The following is a 14,506-nucleotide window of genomic DNA, read 5'->3' as shown; positions in this document are numbered from 1 at the left end:
CGGCGCATGCGCCTCATCCGACGGGAGCAGTAGGGCGTCTTAAGGGTGGCGCCCGCCCTGAAATGGTGCGTAGCACGTAGCGTGCCGCTTTGATCCGGTGCGCGGGCGGGGTCGGTTCGAATCTGCGACGGGCTGCGGCGGCATGGCCCACAAATTGCTTGTCATGGGAAGGTGATACGCTTGCGCTGCAAGCAGAAAGACCGGGAGAGGCCATGGGTGCCAAAGTTTCTACTGTGATGTCATCGGGGGGCGCCAGCAGCCGGCGCGGTCCTCCCACGGACTACGCCGGGCCGGCTGCGGGCCGTGAACGCCGGCTTGATATCCATGTATTTGTTTCCGAGACAGGCGAAATGGTCGCCGGCCGCGCGTGGGAACGCTGCGTCTGGCGCGAGGCCCGCGTATTGATCGCCGAATGCCCGGCGCCACATCTGCCGTCTTCGATTGAAACCGCGTTGCGCACCATTGCCGCCGACGTCGCCCGAGACCGCAACTGGCAAGGCATGGGCGCCGTGGCATTTTCCCTGGACGACCGCAGTGGCGTGTTCCGCGTGATTGGCGCCGAAGCGCAACCGCATGCCGGCTCCATCGTGGCCAGCCCTGATGCCGTTGGCGCGCATGCGCTTGAAATGCGTATCGACGGCTGCGTCGACCGCCGCTTGCCCTGCACCCGCCTGCTGGTCTGCGGCGACACGCGGGGCGAGGCATTGCGCCGCGCCTACCGGGCGTTGTCTGAAATGCCCGGCCCGGCCGGCACCGACCGCGCCTTCCTCATGAACCGCATCGCCTCGCGCGCCTATTGTTCCGGCCTGACGGGCACGCGGCTGGATCAGGCCGTCGGCTAGCGCGGCGCTTCAGCCCGCGCCCTTGAACCCCTACAATAGCCCGCACATCCCTAGACCCGTGCCTGGGCGCGCCCAGGCCCCTTCTTGTGCGGCGCCTATGACATTGTTGAGCGATCTTCAGTCCCTGCTGGGTTTCACGAATGTGCTGACCGGCGAGGACGCCGCGTCCTATGTGCTGGACTGGCGCCGCCGCTATCGCGGGTCGGCCCTGGCGGTGATCCGGCCCGGCTCCACTCAGGAAGTGGCCGACGCCGTGAAGCTGTGCCTGAGCCACGGCGTGCCGGTGGTGCCCCAGGGCGGCAACACCGGCCTGTGCGGCGGCGCCACGCCGGACGACACCGGCCGCGCCGTCGTGCTGTCCACGGGCCGCCTGACGGCGGTGCGCAATGTGGATACCGACAACGACACCATCACGGTCGAAGCGGGCTGCATCCTGCAAGCCGTACAAGAGGCGGCCGCGGGCGCGAACCGGCTGTTTCCGCTGAGCCTGGCTGCCGAAGGCAGCTGCACCATCGGCGGCAACCTGGCCACCAATGCCGGCGGCACGCAGGTGCTGCGCTACGGCAATACGCGCGACCTGACGCTGGGCCTGGAAGTGGTGACGGCCGAAGGCGAAATCTGGGATGGCCTGCGTGGCCTGCGCAAAGACAACACCGGCTACGACTTGCGCGACCTGTACATCGGCAGCGAAGGCACGCTGGGCATCATCACCGCCGCCACGTTGAAACTGTTTCCCCGGCCCGTTGCCAGCTGCACCGCGCTGCTGACCCTGGACACGATCGACCAGGCGGTTGAAGTGCTGTCCCGCGCGCGGGCTGGCTTTGGCGCCGCGCTGACGGGTTTCGAACTGATGAGCAACGCCTGCCTGCAAGGCGTGGTGCGCCTGTTCCCGCAACAGCGCCTGCCCTTCGAAGGCGACTCCGCCGAATCGCCGTGGTTCGCGCTGCTTGAACTGTCCGACAGTGAAAGCGAGGCCCACGCGCGCGAACGCTTCGAGGCCGTGCTGGGCGAGGCCATCGACGCCGGCTTGATCCACGACGCCGCCATCGCCGCCAACGTCGCGCAAAGCCGGGCGCTGTGGCACCTGCGCGAAAGCATCCCGCTGGCGGAAGCCGAGCTGGGCAAGTCCGTCAAGCACGACGTGTCCATTCCCATCTCGTCCATCGCCGGCTTCGTGCACAAGACCAACGCGCTGCTGCAAGCGCGCTTTCCCGGCGTGCGGCACGTCATCTTCGGCCATCTGGGCGATGGCAACCTGCATTACAACGTCGCCAATGCGCCCGGCCAGACCGAAGCCGAGCTACTGGCCTTGCAAAGCGAGATCTATGGCGTGGTGCATGACAGCGTGCATGCGCATCAGGGCTCCATCAGCGCCGAGCACGGCGTGGGGCAGCTCAAGCGCGACGAATTGCCGCGCTACAAAAGCCCGGTAGAGCTTGCGCTGATGCGCCGCATCAAGCGCGCGCTGGACCCGCAAGGGCTGATGAATCCGGGTAAGGTCCTGCAAGCCTAGCGCGCGCTTGCGCCGCCACTTGCGATCTACTGAACAGGGAGCCCACAACATGGCAGTCAGCCCCGCGGCGGGAGCAAATCACCGGGTGCTGATCGTTGAAGACGATCACATCATCGCCGGCAACCTGTATTCATTCCTGGAGGCGCGCGGCTTCCTGCCCGACGTGGCCTACACCGGCCACGCCGCCCTGGAACGCCTGAAGGCGCAGCGCTTCGATGCGCTGATCCTGGACATCGGCCTGCCGGGCATGGACGGCAACGCGGTGCTGCACACGCTGCGCACCGACATGCGCGCCGACGTGCCCGTCCTGATGCTGACGGCGCGCGACAGCCTGGAAGACAAGCTGGCGGGGTTTTCCCATGGCGCCGACGATTACCTGACCAAGCCCTTCGCGCTGCTTGAAGTCGAAGCCCGCCTGCTGGCGCTGATCCAGCGCGCCAAGGGGGCGACGGTGGACGCGGTGCGCGAATTCGGTCCGCTCAAGTACGACACGCGCAGCCGGGGCGTGCTGGTCAACGGCCAGCCCGTGCATCTGACGCGCAAGGCCAGCCTGATCATGGACGCGCTGATGCGGGACCCCGGCCGCGTGGTCGCGCGCGAAGAACTGGAATCGCTGTTGTGGGGCAACGAACCCCCGTCGTCGGACGCGTTGCGCAGCCAGGTGCACCTGTTGCGCCGCGCGTTGGCGGACGCCGGTTTTGACGGCATCGAAACGCTGCACGGCACTGGCTGGCGGCTGACGCTGAACGGAATATGTCCATGACGCGCGCCACGGGCGGCACATTGACCCAGCGCGTGGTGTGGGCGCTGACCGGCACCGTCGCGCTATTCGTGACGGCGCTGGCGCTGCTGGCCTACCTGACGTTTGACCAGATGGAAGACGACCTGGTCAACGACATCCTGAACACCGAAATGGACCGCCTGGTGCAGCATGCGCGCAGCAGCGACGACTTCCTGCCGCGCGGCGGCGTGCGCGAGCTTGGCGGGTCGATGCGCGCCTGGATGAGCGTGGATGGGCAGCGCCCGGCCGGCATACCCGACGAAGTGCTGGAACTGGATAACGGGCTGCACCTGATCGAACCCGAAGCCTATACCTGGCACGTAATGGTGGCCGACACGGGGCGGGGCAAGGTGTACCTGCTGTACGACGCCACCGACAACGAAGAACGCGTCCATGATTTCGGCTTGATTGTGCTGGGCGTGGGCGCCATCTGCGTCGTGGGCGCCTACGCCTTGTCGCGCCGCGTGGCGGGGGTGGCGGTGGGGCCGCTGCTGGACCTGACCGACCGGCTGGCCACCTGGGCGCCGGGTGCGCCAGACATGGCCGTGACCCGCGATGACGAGGCCGGCCGCCTGATCGAAGCCTTTAACCGCGTGCAGAACCAGGTCGACCGGTCCATCGCGCGCGAGCGGGAATTCGCCGGCAACCTCAGCCACGAAGTGCGCACGCCGCTGGCCGCCATCCGCTCGGACAGCGAGCTGATGCTGCTGACCCAGGCGTTGACGGCCGACCAACGCGAGCGCCTGACGCGTGTGGTGGACAACGTCGACGACGTGATCGTGTGCCTGGAAAGCGCCCGCGCCATGGCGCGCGACCAGCTGCTTCCGCCCGCGCCCGTCGACATCGCCGAATGCATGCAGGACGCCTGGCGCGGCTACGAGGCCCAGGGCGCGCTGGCCGAACTGCGTTTCGACAATCAGATTGCCTCCGGCCATGTGTTGACACTGGATCGCTACGCCTTGTTGACGGTGCTGCGCAACCTGGTGCGCAACGCCGTCGAGCATGCCGCGCCGGCCACGCTGACCGCCACGTTTCGCGCGCCTGACGTGCTGGAACTGAGCGACGATGGCAAGGGCATCGCGCCGGACGACCTGCCTTTCCTGTTCCGCCGCTATTACAGCGGCCGCATGCGCGACACGGTCGCCGCCGGCCAGCACGAGACGGCGCGCGGCCTGGGGCTGGCCATCGCCAAGCGCGTCTGCGACATGCAGGGCTGGCTGCTTACCGTGGAATCGTCGCGCGAGCCGGCATCGCGCGGCACCCGGTTCCTGCTGCGGTTCGACGCGCATTCCACCGCTGTTGCGCCGCAAACACAGACCTGAATTTGACGATTATTCGACCTTCGGGGCGCTAACCTCAGCGATTCCCCGAACCGTCCCCTGGTCCTTGCCACCATGCCGTCCCCACCGCTGTTCCCGGCGCGTGCGCCCACGCTTGCCTGGTATTTGTGCAGCCAACTGATCGGCGTGACGTTGGCCCTGGCGGCCGCCGCCTGGTGGACCAACGTGTCGGGACTGGATCTGCGCATTGCGCATGCGCTGTTCAGCCCGGTGCTGAACGATTTCCCCCTACACACCAACCGATTGCTGGAAATGCTGGGCCATCGCCTGGTGCTGGTGCTGCCCATCGGCGTGGCCCTGGCCGCTGTCGGTGTGGTCGCCGCCAGCTTTCGCGTGCCGGCGTGGCGACAGTGGCGCGGCGCCGCGCTGGCGCTGGCGGCCACATGCCTGGTCGGACAGGTACTGGTCAATCAACTCAAGCACCACACGACGCTGCCGCGTCCTTACGACCTGGAGACGTTGGGCGGCTACACGCCGTATCCGCTGCACTGGTGGACGTGGGTACGCGCCAGGGCGGGCGGCGCCTTGCCCAGCGGCCATGCGGGCGCGGGGTATTCAATGTTGACCCTGTACTTTTTCGGCTGGGCGCTGAAACGGCCTGCATGGCGTTGGTGGGGCCTGGCGATGGGCGTGTCGGCCGGCGTGCTGTTTTCAGTGGTGCGCATTTTGCAGGGCGCGCATTTCCTGAGCCAGACGCTGTGGTCGGCGACCCTGCTGTGGTGTCTGGCCGCGCTGTTCTTCATGCCGCTGATCGTCAGGCGGCATGCCGGCGGCCGGGCCGATGCGGAACGGCCCGGTCCATCCGGCCCGTCCCGCTTGTCGCGCGATCAGTTAAGCAATACGCCCGGCAGCCACAGCGAGAACGCGGGCACGTAGGTCACCAGCGCCAGCGCGGCCAGCAGCGCGCCATAGAACGGCCAGATCGTTCGCATGACCGTCCCCACCGATACCCCGCCGATGGCGCAACCCACAAACTGCGTGGTGCCCACCGGTGGCGTGTTCAAGCCCAGCGCGCAGTTCAGCAACATGACGATGCCGAACTGAACCGGCCCCATGCCGTACTGCATGCAGATCGGCAGGAAAATGGGCGTGCAGATCAGGATGGTGGCGGCCATGTCCAGGAACGTGCCCAGCACGAACAGGATGATGTTGACCATCAGGAAGATGGCCCACGGGCTGGTCGATATCGAGGCCATCAACTCGCCGGTTTTTTCGGCCACGCCGTAAAAGCTGATCAGATAGCCGAAGGTGGCCGAAATGCCGATCAGCAGCAACACCACGCCCGTCGTCTTCACCGCCTTGCTGGCCGCGCGCACGAACTGGTCCCAGGTCAACGAGCGATACACGAACACCGTCAGCGCCAACGCGTACAACACCGCCACCGCGGCCGATTCCGTCGCGGTGAACACGCCGCTGAGAATGCCGGTGATGATCAGCACCACCACGAATAGCCCCGGTGTGGCGGCCACCAGCGAGCGCAACACGATGTGCCAGCCGGGGAAGGTGCCCGCCGGATAGCCCCGGCTGCGTGCCACGAAATACGCGGCGGCCAGGTTGCACAGCGTCAGGATCAACGCGGGCACGACACCGGCGGCAATCAGCGCGGCAATGGATACTTTGCCGCCCGCCGCCAAGGTGTAGATGATGATGTTGTGGCTGGTCGGCATCAGCGCGCCCACCAGCGCCGCGTGCGTGGTGACGTTGACCGCGTAGTCGGCGTGATAGCCCTCGCGCTTCATCATCGGGATCATCACCGACCCCATGGCCGACACGTCCGCCACCGGCGAGCCCGACACGCCGCCGAACAGCGTGCAAGCCACCACGTTGGACATGCCCAGCCCGCCGCGCACATGCCCCACCAGCGACTTGGCGAAGTTGACGATGCGGTCGGCGATGCCGCCATACAGCATCAGCTCGCCCGTGAAGATGAAAAAGGGAATGGCCAGGAACGAGAACGCGTTCATGCCCGAGGTCATCTGCTGGAACGCCACGGCCAGCGGCAGGTCCTCGACCATGATCGCGGTGATGGACGACAGGCCGATGGCGAAGGCCACCGGCACGCCGATCACCAAAAAGCCCATGAACGTAAACGAAAGCAGTGTCAGCGCCATGCCGGTACCACCTTATGGTTGCGCAGGATCGCGATGATGTGCTCCAGCGAAAAGAGCGCGATCAAGGTGCCCGACAGGGTTGCGGGGATGTACTTCCAGGCGTTCGAGATGCCCAGGTTGGGGATCTTGTAGGCGTGTACCGATTCCGCCAGCACGCCGCAGTTCCAGGCCATCAGCACGCCGAACAGCAGCACCAGCAGGTGGATGAAGATGCGCAAGCGCCGCTGCCCGCCGGCAGGCAGCGCTTCCAGCAGCGACTCGAAGCCGATATGGCCCGCATCGCGCACGCCAACCGCCGCGCCCAGCATGGTGACGTACAGCACCAGCAGCAGCGCCAGGCTTTCGGCCCAGGTGGGCGTGCTGTTGAGCACGTGGCGGCCGAAGATCTGCAAGCTGACCGCGATGATCAGGCAGACCAGCCCGAACACGCTGGTCCACATGCAGGCTCGCGCCAGCAGGGCGCAGCCGCGCGTGTAGGCGTCCAGCGGGCCGGCCAGGGCTTGCGCCCGGCCCACCGCTGCTACACCGGTTTCATTCGTGGGTGTGGCCAACATGTCGCCCTCACTGGACAGCCTGGATCTTCGCGACCAGGTCTTTCATTTCTGGCGTGGTGACAAAGCGGTCGTACACCGGCTTCATCGCGCCCTGGAAAGACGCCTTGTCCACGTCCACGATCTGCGAACCCGCCTTCTCGACGATGGCGCGCGACTTTTGTTCGCGTTCGTCCCACAGCTTGCGCATGAAGGGCACCGATTCGCGCGCGGCCTCGCGCAGGATCTTCTGGTCTTCGGGCGCCAGCTTGTCCCACTGGCGCTTGGAGAAGATCAGGATCTCCGGCGTCATGGTGTGCTCGGTCAGCGCGTAGTACTTCGCCACTTCGTAGTGATGCGCGCTTTCGTAGCTGGGGAAGTTGTTTTCGGCGGCGTCCACCAGACCCGTCTTCAACGACGTATAGACCTCGCCCATCGGCATGGGCGTAGCGTTGGCGCCCATGGCCTCGACCATGGCGACGGACAAGTCCGACTGCTGCACGCGGATCTTCATGCCCTTGGCGTCGGCCAGCGTCTTGACGGGCTTGTTGCGCGTGTACATCGAACGCGAGCCGCTGTCGTACCAGGCCAGCCCGACAAAGCCGGCCGCCTCGCAAGACCGCAGGATCTGATCGCCGATCTCGCTGTCCAGCACCTTGTGCAGATGTTCTTTTGAACGGAACAGGAACGGCAGCGACGGCACGCGCGTGGTCTGGCAGATGTTGTGCATGGCCGCGCTGGACACGCGCGCCATGGCCAGCGCGCCCAGCTTGACCTGTTCGATCGAATCGTCTTCGTTGCCCAGCGCGCCACCCGCATAGACCTTGACGGTGATGCGGCCGTTGGTGCGTTGCTTGACCAGTTCGCCGAACTGGCGCACGGCTTGCACGGTGGGATAGTCGTCGGGATGGATGTCGGCGGATCGCAGCTCGGCCGCGTTGGCCAGGGGAACAAGGGTCAGCAAGGCAGCCGCCGCCAGGATGGCGCGGGTCAGGGTGGGGCGCAGCATGTCTACCTCCGGTTGGAGTACGGCGTTTCGTTATGGGCCAGGACGGCCTCGAAGCTCTTCGTGTACAGACCTACGTTGCGTGGGGCGCGTTAATGCCGCCCCGGTCGGGTGCTAGCCGGCGCTTGCGGTTTCCTCCAGGCCCCGCGCGCCGGGGCGCAGGGCAAACACGGCGCCGTCCAGCGCGCCGGGGGCGGCGTCGGCAGGGCGTATCGACGTGATGAAAAGGGTGTCCATGCCCGCGCCGCCAAAGGCGCACATGGCGACCTTGCGGGCGGAAACGGTGTAGGTCTGGTCCAGCCGGCCGTCGGGCGTGTAGCGGTAGACGCGGCCGGCGTCGTTGCCGCAAATCCAGTAGCAGCCGTCGGCGTCGACCGCGGCGCCGTCGGGGCGGCCGGCGGGCAAGGCGGCGATGAAGGGGCGGCGATTGTGAGGGGTGCCGCTGTCCACGTCGTAATCAAACGCCCACACCAAGGCGCGCGACGGATGCGAATCGGACAGGTACATCGTCTTGCCGTCCGGGCTGAATGCCAGGCCATTGGGCACGATCAGGTCATCCGCCAGCACGGTCAGGTCGCGCGCGCCGGCGCTATAGCGATACAGGCGGCCGGCCGCTAGCGCGCGGCCCATGTCCATCACCATCGTGCCCGCCACGAAGCGGCCTTGCCGATCGTTGCGGCCATCGTTAAAGCGCATGCCGGGCGCGGCGTGTGCCACCGGTGCGAGCAGGCGCGGGTGGCAAGGTGCATCGGGCAGCAGCGCGTCGCATTCGTACACGCCGTCTTCCATCCCCAATAGCCAGCCCGCGCCGCGCATGGCGATGCAGCCCGCCATCCGCGGCAGCGCCCATTGCGCGAATTCACCGCTGGCGGGCGACCAGCGCCACAGCGTTTTGTTGGGAATGTCGGTCCAGGTGTAGGTCTGGTCGCTGGCGCGCCAGACCGGGCTTTCTCCGACGCCGCACAGCATGTCTCCAACGCGTTCGGCGATTGCGGGCATGGGGGCGCCTACTTGGTGAAAACCGGGGGGAAGGGGAACGGGCCGGCCTTGACGAACGCGCCGCCCTGGTAGCGCGCAACCGGATCGTCGGCGGCCAGCGGCGGCTGCGCTTCGACCTGCGCACGGAAGACCTCGGAGGAATCCTTGGGCACAAAGCCCAGCACCTTTGCGGCGTCGTCGCGCCACCAGCTGTCTCGGTTGGCGGACGCGCCATAGACGATCAAGTGCCCGACGTCGGGCGTGAACAGCGCGCGCGTGACCAGGTCGGTCAGGTCGTCGTAGCTGAGCCAGGTAACCAGCATGCGGCGGTCTTTGGGTTCGGGGAACGACGAACCGATGCGCAGGCACACGGTTTCGATGCCGTAGCGGTCGAAGTAAAAGCGCGACAGATGTTCGCCATAGGCTTTGGACAGGCCGTAATAGCCGTCGGGCCGCAGCGGCACGTTGGCGTCCAGTTGCTGGCCCTGTTCGTAAAAGCCGATGACGTGGTTCGAGCTGGCGAACACCACGCGCCGCACGCCGTGCACGCGGGCGGCCTCGTACAGGTTGTAGACGCCCTGGATGTTGGCCGGAAGAATCTGTTCGAACGGGCGTTCAACCGATACACCGCCCAGGTGCACGATGGCATCCACGCCCTGCACCAGCGACGACACGGCGGCGGCGTCGGCCAGATCGCACGGGACGGCTTCTTCGCCATCGCCCGCGGCGGCCATGGGCGCCACGTCGGATATGCGCAGCAGGTCGGTGAATGCTTTGAGTCGGGGACGGAGCACTTGTCCCAGGCCCCCGGCGGCGCCGGTGAGTAATAGACGCTGGCAGCGGGTGGTCGCTGGCGGCGGGTTGACGGTTCTGCTCATGTCGCAACGCTCGGTAGAAGGTGCGGAGTGGGAACGTATCTGGTACGTTGTCGTACAACTTGCGCAAAGTATAATTAGCCGCAAATTTCAGCGTCAAGCCTTTGTACTCATTTTCGGATTAACCCTGATGAACGCTCCTGTCGATACTCCTGTCTTGCCGCAGCGTCGTCCCCGGAATCTGGCTCAAGGCTTGGTCGAGAGCATTTCCGAACGCATACGCAGTGGCGAAATCCGCCCTGGCGACAAGCTGCCCACCGAATCCGAGATCATGCGTCAGTTTGGCGTCAGCCGAACCGTTGTGCGCGAAGCGCTGTCGCGCTTGCAGGCCTCGGGCCTGGTCGAAACGCATCACGGCGTGGGCACGTATGCGCTGGAGCCCAGCGGCAGCGTCGACTTTCGGGTGGACCCGGCCGACATCGCCACGGTGCGCGATGTGCTGGTGCTGCTAGAGCTGCGTATTTGCCTGGAAAGCGAGGCCGCGGGCCTTGCCGCCATTCGGCGCAGCGACGTGCAGTTGCAGGAAATGCGACGCGCGCTTGACCTGTTCAAAGCCGCGCTGGACGTTGGCGGCGACACGATCACGCCCGACTTCCAGTTCCATCTGCTGGTGGCGCAGTCCACCGACAACCGTTATTTCGCCGACCTGATGTCGCACCTGGGGTCGGCGATCATTCCACGCACCCGCATCAATTCGGCCAAGTTCGCGCACGAAGACCGCGCGGCCTATCTGGCCCGCGTCAACCTGGAACACGAAGACATCTACAGCGCGATCATGCGCCAGGATGCCGAAGCCGCGCGCGCGGCGATGCGCACGCACCTGAGCAACAGCCGCGAACGCCTGCGCCGCGCCCAGTAGACAGATACGTACCCCACCAGCCCGTACGGCAAGCCGACCGCGCGGCGTGGCGCGAAATACGATGTCGTACAACGTTTAAGCGATTGCCGGCCATTGCCGGCCGTCGCGAACCGTTGCGAATCTCCCGGCCGTGTACCCAAAACCGCGTTAATCTTTGCCCGTTTTCATTTCGGACTACGAGACGGCATGGCTTTGCTCGGCATCAACAGCGGCATTCTTTCATCACCGGTGGCGAACGCGCTTCGCCTCTTGCGGAGGGCCGCCGCATGCGTCGCCTGACACTTCGATTCATCCTGGCCGTCCTGGTGCTGCTGACTTTGTCGCGGCTGGGGCTGTCATTCTGGATGTGGGACCGCGTGCAAGCGGCCGGCGGCTTGGGGCCGGTATTGCTGGGCGGGCTGCGCATCGACGTCTGCCTGTTGTCCATGGTGATTGCGTTGCCCGCGGTGCTGTCGCCGTGGTTTGGGCATCGCCCGCTGGCCGCGACGATTACCGCGTGGTGGTTCCGCGTCTGGTGGATGCTGTATGTGCTGCTGGAAGTGTCCACGCCGCAGTTCATCGCGGAATACGACACGCGGCCGAACCGGCTTTACTTCATTTACCTGCTCAATCCCAAGGAAGTGGGGTCGATGCTGTGGCAGGGCTACAAGGGCGTGCTGCTGGCGGCGTTCGTGGTGCTGGTGGTGGCGGCATGGCTGGCGTTCAAGCTGTTTCCGACGCGTTCGCGCGATGGATTCATGGCGTGGTGGAAGCGGCCGATTGCGTCCTTCGTGATCCTGGCGCTGGTGGTGCTGGGCGCGCGCGGCACGCTGGAACACCGGCCCATCAACCCGGCCAAGGTGGCGTTCAGTTCAGATTCCATGGTCAATGCCCTGGCGCTGAATTCGCTGTACAGCGTGTTCGACGCGGCCTATCGCATGCGCGACGAACGCTCGTCGGCCGCGATGTATCCACGGATGCCGGTGGACCAGATGAACGCCATCGTGCGCGAGAAAGCCGGCCTGACCGGGGCGCCGCTGGATGCGCGCTATCCCAGCCTGCACGAACAAAAAGCCACGGTGCGGCGCGACAAGCCGCTGAACGTGGTGATCATCTTGCAGGAAAGCCTGGGCGCGCAGTACGTGGGCAGCCTGGGCGGGCGCGACCTGACACCCAATATCGACCGCCTGTCCAAGGAAGGCTGGATGTTTCATCGCGCCTACGCCACCGGCACGCGCTCGGTGCGCGGCATCGAAGCGGTAACGGCGGGCTTCCTGCCCAGCGTGGCTGACGCGGTGGTCAAGCTGCCACGTTCGCAAACCGGCTTCTTCACGCTGGCGCAGGTGCTGGGCAAGCACGGCTACCACTCGCGCTTCGTGTATGGCGGCGAGTCGCACTTTGACAATATGCGCGCGTTCTTCCTGGGCAACGGCTTTGATGAAGTGGTGGACCGGCCCAAGTTCGTGAACCCGGTGTTCGAAGGGTCATGGGGCGCGTCCGACGAAGACATGTTCAATCAGGTCGACCGCCTGCTGCGCGCGGATGGCGACAAGCCGGTCTTCACGCTGGCGTTTTCGGTGTCGAACCATTCGCCGTGGGAATACCCCGAAGGCCGCATCAAGCCGGTGGGCGACCCGGCCACGGTGGATAACACGGTGCGATACGCCGACTGGGCGTTGGGGCAGTTCTTTGAAAAGGCAAAGCAGGCGCCGTACTGGGACAACACCGTGTTCCTGGTGATTGCCGATCACGATTCGCGCGTGTATGGGTCGATACCGGTGCCGGTACGCCACTTCCAGATTCCCGCGCTGTTCCTGGGCGCCGGCATCGCGCCGCGCCAGGACGAACGCCTGGTCAGCCAGATCGACATGGCGCCCACGCTGCTGTCGTTGATCGGGCTGGACAACGTCAACCCGATGCTGGGCGCCGACCTGACGCAGCGCGATCCGAACCGCGCAATGATGCAGTACGCCGACAACTTCGGCTATTTGCAAGGTGACAAGCTGCTGGTGCTGGAGCCACAGAAAGCGCCGCGCGAATTCCGATACGAAGCCGCGCCGGTGGGCAAGGACGAAGTCTATGCGCCCGTCGAGCCCGCGGACCCGGCCTTGACTGAAGAAGCGCTAGCGCATGCGCTGTGGGCAAGCTGGGTTTACCGCGAAGAAAAATACCGACTGCCTTGATGGCGCGTTGAAGCCCTGATGCCTGGGCAACGACGGCATGAAATAACGAAAGGCCGCCCGGTAAACAGAGCGGCCTTTCTTGTTTTTGACGATGTGCCCCGCGCGGCGCAGCGCGCGCGTGATCGCTTGCGCCGCGCGGGGTTTGCGTCGGAGTTTGCTTTACAGCTTGGCCGGCAACACCACGCCGGAGGCTTCGCCGAAACCGATCTTCGGATAGCCCGCCTTCTGGCATGCGGCGCGCATGATGATCTGGTCGCCGTCTTGCAGGAACGTGCGCTTTTCGCCCCAGGGCAGGTCGATCGGCGTCTTGCCGCCTTGGCTCAATTCCAGCAGCGAACCGGCTTCCGACGGCTGCGGCCCGGACAGCGTGCCCGTGCCCAGCATGTCGCCCGGTTGCAGGTTGCAGCCGTTCACCGTGTGGTGCGTGATCAGCTGCGCCACGTTCCAGTAGGCGTCGCGGAAGTTGCTGCGCGACAGCGTGACCGGCGGCGCCTTGGCCTCGCGCGACTGCGCGGTGGTCATCAGCACTTCCAGCTGCACATCGTAGGCGCCCTTGGCGCGGTTCGCGTCCGAGGCCAGATACGGCATCGGCTGCGGTTCAGCCGGGCCACGGTTGTATTGCGTGCGGAAGGGCTCCAGCGCTTCTATCGTGACGATCCACGGCGAAATCGTTGATGCGAAGTTCTTTGACAGGAAGGGGCCCAGCGGCTGGTATTCCCAAGCCTGGATGTCGCGCGCGGACCAGTCGTTCAGGATGCACAGGCCGAAGACGTGCTGGTCGGCGTCGGCCAGGTCGATGCGGTCGCCCTGGGTATTGCCGGTGCCCACGAAGATGCCCAGCTCAAGCTCGTAGTCCAGGCGGGCGCACGGGCCGAACTGCGGCGTGTCGCCTTCGTTGGCCGGGCGGGTCTGGCCCACGGGGCGCGGAAACTTCTGGTCGACGCCGATGCTGGATGCGCGGCCGTGGTAGCCGATGGGCACCCACTTGTAGTTGGGCAGCAGCGGGTTGTCAGGGCGGAATTGCTTGCCGATGGCGGTGGCGTGGTGCACCGAGATGTAGAAATCGGTGTAGTCGCCGATGCGCGCGGGGGTGGTGTGCTCGGCGTCGGCTTGCGGCACCAGCAGCGGTTCGACGGTGGCGCGCAGCGCGGCGCCTTCGCGCAAGGCACGCGACAGCGCCAGGCGCAGGGCGCTCCAGTGGGCGTGGCCCAACGCCATCAACGCATTCAGGCTGTCGCTGTTGCAGGCGGCCAGGGCGTCGGCGGCCAGGCCTTCAAATGGCTTCTGTGCGGCCAGCGCGGCCAGGTCCAGGATTTGGTCGCCAATGGCCACGCCGGGGCGGAACGATTCGTTCGTGCCCTTGCGGCGGAAGGTGCCATAGGGCAGGTTCTGCACCGGGAAATCGGACGTGCCGGTGTTGGCGCTGGCAACCCAGCTTTTCAAGGACGGATCGTGGGTTTCGTTGATGGTGGTGGTCATGGCTGCGTGTCTCGTTGATGTGTGTGTGGA

At 65.9% G+C, this 14,506-nt stretch carries 13 protein-coding genes; 7 read left to right on the top strand and 6 right to left on the bottom strand.

The annotated features are described in order from the left end of the window. Nucleotides 1-212: 212 nt before the first annotated feature. The 5 genes from DVB37_RS24070 (at nucleotide 213) to DVB37_RS24050 (ending at nucleotide 5,352) form a co-directional block, all read left to right on the top strand. Complete coding sequence (locus DVB37_RS24070; protein WP_104141947.1) at nucleotides 213-842, top strand: BPTD_3102 family carboxylase-like protein; 630 nt, start codon at nucleotides 213-215, stop codon at nucleotides 840-842. Nucleotides 843-939: 97 nt separating this feature from the next. Further along, a complete protein-coding gene (locus DVB37_RS24065; RefSeq protein ID WP_104141949.1) occupies nucleotides 940-2,355 on the top strand; it encodes an FAD-binding oxidoreductase in 1,416 nt (471 codons plus the stop codon). A 49-nt stretch (nucleotides 2,356-2,404) separates the two neighbouring features. Then, a complete protein-coding gene (locus DVB37_RS24060; RefSeq protein ID WP_046805072.1) occupies nucleotides 2,405-3,118 on the top strand; it encodes a response regulator transcription factor in 714 nt (237 codons plus the stop codon). Then, nucleotides 3,115-4,458, top strand: a complete 1,344-nt coding sequence (locus DVB37_RS24055; RefSeq protein WP_120156985.1) for a HAMP domain-containing sensor histidine kinase — start codon at nucleotides 3,115-3,117, stop codon at nucleotides 4,456-4,458. The genes DVB37_RS24060 and DVB37_RS24055 overlap by 4 nt, the downstream gene beginning before the upstream one ends. A gap of 72 nt (nucleotides 4,459-4,530) precedes the next feature. Beyond that, nucleotides 4,531-5,352 carry a phosphatase PAP2 family protein gene (locus tag DVB37_RS24050; RefSeq protein WP_120156984.1) on the top strand — a complete coding sequence of 274 codons (822 nt, stop codon included), beginning with the start codon at nucleotides 4,531-4,533 and terminating at the stop codon, nucleotides 5,350-5,352. On the opposite strand, the gene DVB37_RS24045 is transcribed toward DVB37_RS24050, so the two are convergent. From DVB37_RS24045 to DVB37_RS24025, 5 genes are all read right to left on the bottom strand, one after another. Continuing rightward, nucleotides 5,304-6,587, bottom strand: a complete 1,284-nt coding sequence (locus DVB37_RS24045) for a TRAP transporter large permease (RefSeq protein WP_046805069.1) — start codon at nucleotides 6,585-6,587, stop codon at nucleotides 5,304-5,306. The two genes, DVB37_RS24050 and DVB37_RS24045, sit on opposite strands and share 49 nt — an antisense overlap. Next, on the bottom strand, nucleotides 6,578-7,141 hold the full coding sequence (locus DVB37_RS24040) for a TRAP transporter small permease (RefSeq protein WP_082134494.1): 564 nt from the start codon (nucleotides 7,139-7,141) through the stop codon (nucleotides 6,578-6,580). The genes DVB37_RS24045 and DVB37_RS24040 overlap by 10 nt, the downstream gene beginning before the upstream one ends. 7 nt (nucleotides 7,142-7,148) lie before the next feature. Continuing rightward, entirely contained in the window at nucleotides 7,149-8,126 is a 978-nt protein-coding gene (locus DVB37_RS24035) for a TRAP transporter substrate-binding protein (RefSeq protein WP_046805068.1), read from the bottom strand. Between the two features lie 111 nt (nucleotides 8,127-8,237). Beyond that, nucleotides 8,238-9,122, bottom strand: a complete 885-nt coding sequence (locus tag DVB37_RS24030; RefSeq protein ID WP_120156983.1) for an SMP-30/gluconolactonase/LRE family protein — start codon at nucleotides 9,120-9,122, stop codon at nucleotides 8,238-8,240. An 8-nt stretch (nucleotides 9,123-9,130) separates the two neighbouring features. Beyond that, nucleotides 9,131-9,979 (bottom strand): NAD(P)-dependent oxidoreductase, encoded by an 849-nt coding sequence (locus DVB37_RS24025; protein WP_120156982.1) that lies wholly within the window; start codon nucleotides 9,977-9,979, stop codon nucleotides 9,131-9,133. A gap of 127 nt (nucleotides 9,980-10,106) precedes the next feature. Here DVB37_RS24025 and DVB37_RS24020 point away from each other — a divergent pair, with 127 nt between their 5' ends. Both DVB37_RS24020 and DVB37_RS24015 read left to right on the top strand, forming a co-directional pair. Further along, entirely contained in the window at nucleotides 10,107-10,835 is a 729-nt protein-coding gene (locus tag DVB37_RS24020) for a FadR/GntR family transcriptional regulator (RefSeq protein WP_046805065.1), read from the top strand. A gap of 266 nt (nucleotides 10,836-11,101) precedes the next feature. Continuing rightward, nucleotides 11,102-12,997 carry an LTA synthase family protein gene (locus DVB37_RS24015; protein ID WP_120156981.1) on the top strand — a complete coding sequence of 632 codons (1,896 nt, stop codon included), beginning with the start codon at nucleotides 11,102-11,104 and terminating at the stop codon, nucleotides 12,995-12,997. Between the two features lie 159 nt (nucleotides 12,998-13,156). Here DVB37_RS24015 and fahA read toward each other — a convergent pair whose 3' ends face one another. Next, nucleotides 13,157-14,476 carry a fumarylacetoacetase gene (gene fahA, locus DVB37_RS24010; RefSeq protein WP_120156980.1) on the bottom strand — a complete coding sequence of 440 codons (1,320 nt, stop codon included), beginning with the start codon at nucleotides 14,474-14,476 and terminating at the stop codon, nucleotides 13,157-13,159. Nucleotides 14,477-14,506: the final 30 nt, after the last annotated feature.

The sequence above is a fragment of the Achromobacter sp. B7 genome (assembly GCF_003600685.1).
Taxonomy (GTDB): domain Bacteria; phylum Pseudomonadota; class Gammaproteobacteria; order Burkholderiales; family Burkholderiaceae_B; genus Achromobacter; species Achromobacter spanius_B.
This window is presented reverse-complemented; position numbering and strand designations above follow the sequence as displayed.

Bases quoted from the DNA above. Each gene is read 5' to 3' on its own strand.
- DVB37_RS24045 (WP_046805069.1), bottom strand. From the start codon at position 6,587: ATGGCGCTGACACTGCTTTCGTTTACGTTCATGGGCTTTTTGGTGATC.
- DVB37_RS24065 (WP_104141949.1), top strand. From the start codon at position 940: ATGACATTGTTGAGCGATCTTCAGTCCCTGCTGGGTTTCACGAATGTG.
- fahA (WP_120156980.1), bottom strand. From the start codon at position 14,476: ATGACCACCACCATCAACGAAACCCACGATCCGTCCTTGAAAAGCTGG.
- DVB37_RS24070 (WP_104141947.1), top strand. From the start codon at position 213: ATGGGTGCCAAAGTTTCTACTGTGATGTCATCGGGGGGCGCCAGCAGC.
- DVB37_RS24050 (WP_120156984.1), top strand. From the start codon at position 4,531: ATGCCGTCCCCACCGCTGTTCCCGGCGCGTGCGCCCACGCTTGCCTGG.
- DVB37_RS24055 (WP_120156985.1), top strand. From the start codon at position 3,115: ATGACGCGCGCCACGGGCGGCACATTGACCCAGCGCGTGGTGTGGGCG.
- DVB37_RS24020 (WP_046805065.1), top strand. From the start codon at position 10,107: ATGAACGCTCCTGTCGATACTCCTGTCTTGCCGCAGCGTCGTCCCCGG.
- DVB37_RS24030 (WP_120156983.1), bottom strand. From the start codon at position 9,122: ATGCCCGCAATCGCCGAACGCGTTGGAGACATGCTGTGCGGCGTCGGA.
- DVB37_RS24035 (WP_046805068.1), bottom strand. From the start codon at position 8,126: ATGCTGCGCCCCACCCTGACCCGCGCCATCCTGGCGGCGGCTGCCTTG.
- DVB37_RS24060 (WP_046805072.1), top strand. From the start codon at position 2,405: ATGGCAGTCAGCCCCGCGGCGGGAGCAAATCACCGGGTGCTGATCGTT.
- DVB37_RS24025 (WP_120156982.1), bottom strand. From the start codon at position 9,979: ATGAGCAGAACCGTCAACCCGCCGCCAGCGACCACCCGCTGCCAGCGT.
- DVB37_RS24040 (WP_082134494.1), bottom strand. From the start codon at position 7,141: ATGTTGGCCACACCCACGAATGAAACCGGTGTAGCAGCGGTGGGCCGG.
- DVB37_RS24015 (WP_120156981.1), top strand. From the start codon at position 11,102: ATGCGTCGCCTGACACTTCGATTCATCCTGGCCGTCCTGGTGCTGCTG.